Genomic DNA, 2,119 nt, shown 5'->3' with positions numbered 1-2,119 from the left:
GTCAGATCACCACGCGTCATACAGCCGTGCTACCAGCCGAAGCACCCGAACGAAGGATGAACACCCCGATTGTGATCCGGACTCAGAACAGGCCCTAGTAGGCCACTGGCGTGGATCACGTTGTGGCCTCACTGCGTCGCGGAACGTTACGCGGGTCGGTTGCTAGATCAACGATTTTCGTGTGCCACTCGGCGGGTCACGCGGGCCTCGTGCTAGGGGGGTGTCTGGGCGAGTCGCTGGTAGTGATCTAGTTGATGTTCTAGAATCGCACAGGTGGCTACTGCTGATCCCGCGGCGATGGGGAGGCGCATCGCCGAAGCTCGGGAACGTGCTGGACTGACGCAGGCTGCGCTGGCGTCGACCATCAGCCTGGATCGATCGGCTCTCACCAAGGTCGAAAACGGAACGCGGCGCGTGTCGGCGCTTGAGCTCGCCCGCATCGCGGAGGCGCTCGACGAGCGGATCGAATGGTTCGTCCTGGATCCGCCTCCCGCGCTCGTGTCCCATCGCAACCTGCAGGAGCCGGGCGCTGCGAGTCCGTCGATCGACCGGGCTGTCGAGCGGGTTGTGCGTAATGTCGAATTCGTCCAGCGTGAGGACGTCCGGTGGAGTCTCGGAGCTCTGCCGGAAATGAACCGACCGGGTTCCGTCGGGGATGCGGAAGCCTGCGCGGTTAAAGCAAGGACTCTGCTCGGCCTTGATGGCGAGGAGCCCTTCCTGGACATGTCGGAACGCTTGAGTCGATTCGGATTGCTGCCGTTCTCTCTGGACTTGGGGTCGGAGACCGCAGACGCGGCATCGATTCTTTTGGCTCGTGGCGGCGTTGCCGTCGTCAATGGCCATCTCCATGTAGGTCGGCGCAGGCTAGCTCTCGCTCACGAGCTAGGACACTATCTATTCGCTGACCCATACTCGGTCGACTGGCGCATTGGCGAGCAAAGCGACGAAGCTGCCTGGGAAACCCGGGTTGACCGTTTCGCACGAGCAATTCTCCTGCCTGCGCAGGGATTGAAGCGAAGGTGGGCTGATTTGCGGAGGCAAGGTGATGATCTGCGAACGGCGGCCGTCAAAGTTGGTAGCGTCTTTCGTGTTGACATGTCAACATTGGCGCGGCGACTTTCGGAGCTAAGGCAAGTCGACCAAAGTGAGGTCGGTCGGATCCGAAGCGTCCGCACCACCAGGGCTGACATCGTTGAACTCAACCTGGTCCCTCGCGATGAACTCGCTGCACCCTCTCTCCCTCGGGGCTATCAGGAGGCGGTGCTGAGGTTGTACCGTGGAGAGATCGTCACGTCCCATCGGGCGCTCGATCTCCTCTTCGACACGTTTGAGGAAAGTGATCTACCCGTGCTGGAGACACTTCCGGAGAGCGCGATATGGAAGTTCGTGTCGTAGTCGCATGGATATCGACGAAGTCCTGGTTTTCGATACTGGGCCGCTGAGCCATATCGCTAAGCAAGGCTGGCTCGGAGTTCTGAAAGCGGTCGTCGGAGCGCGGACCGCAGTTATACCTGATGTGGTCGTGGATGAGCTGCGGGTAGGCGCCACCCACGATGGGCGGATTCGGGCGGTGCTGGATGCGCCATGGATCCAGCACCGAGAGCTCCGGACCGAAAGGGAGATCGTCGAATTCGCCCGCTTCGCCGAGTTCCTCGTCAGGGGCTACCGCAACCGTGGGGAGGCGGCTGTGCTTGCGCTTGCCGTCACGCTAGGCGGTGTGGCGGTGGTTGACGACGGTGCCGCTCGACGCGCTGCGGAGAACAGTGGTATTCGACTACGGCCGACGCTTGCCCTTCTATGCGAGGCGATCAGGATTGGGTTACTTACAGTTCCTCTCGTGGCCGCACTGGCCGACGATCTACTTGCCAGTAATTACCGTCTACCGTTCGGGCCGGGTGATTTCGAGAAATGGGCGGTCGGGGTTGGGGAGCTAGTGGTCGTCGCCGTTAGTTCGTCGGTGATGGGTGGTGGCGGGTAGGTAGAGGCCGGCGGCGAGGTCGAGTGCGGCTTCGGCGGTTCCGGTCGGTGAGCCGTCGGCCAGGACGGAGTCGGCGTAGTCGTCGTGGCTGGCCCGCCAGATCGAGAAGCCCCACTGGCTGGCGTAGCCGAGGTAGCGCAG

Annotated in this window: 2 protein-coding genes and 1 pseudogene; 2 read left to right on the top strand and 1 reads right to left on the bottom strand. The window is 62.2% G+C overall.

Annotated elements, in window-relative coordinates; translation table 11 throughout:
• Positions 1–273: 273 nt before the first annotated feature.
• On the top strand, positions 274–1,395 hold the full coding sequence (locus E0504_RS49235; protein ID WP_207974738.1) for a helix-turn-helix domain-containing protein: 1,122 nt from the start codon (positions 274–276) through the stop codon (positions 1,393–1,395).
• A gap of 4 nt (positions 1,396–1,399) precedes the next feature.
• Positions 1,400–1,978 carry a nucleotide-binding protein gene (locus E0504_RS49230; RefSeq protein WP_207974737.1) on the top strand — a complete coding sequence of 193 codons (579 nt, stop codon included), beginning with the start codon at positions 1,400–1,402 and terminating at the stop codon, positions 1,976–1,978.
• Here the strand turns inward: E0504_RS49230 and E0504_RS49225 are convergent.
• Positions 1,931–2,119: pseudogene (locus E0504_RS49225) on the bottom strand (hypothetical protein); the annotation flags it as partial. The gene E0504_RS49230 and the pseudogene E0504_RS49225 overlap by 48 nt on opposite strands.

It is taken from the genome of Parafrankia sp. BMG5.11, assembly GCF_004337455.1.
Note: the sequence above shows the minus strand (reverse complement) of the source record. Positions and strands in the feature narration are given on the sequence as shown.

Excerpts from the sequence above, each read along its gene's own strand:
- E0504_RS49230 (WP_207974737.1), top strand. The coding sequence starts at position 1,400 with ATGGATATCGACGAAGTCCTGGTTTTCGATACTGGGCCGCTGAGCCAT.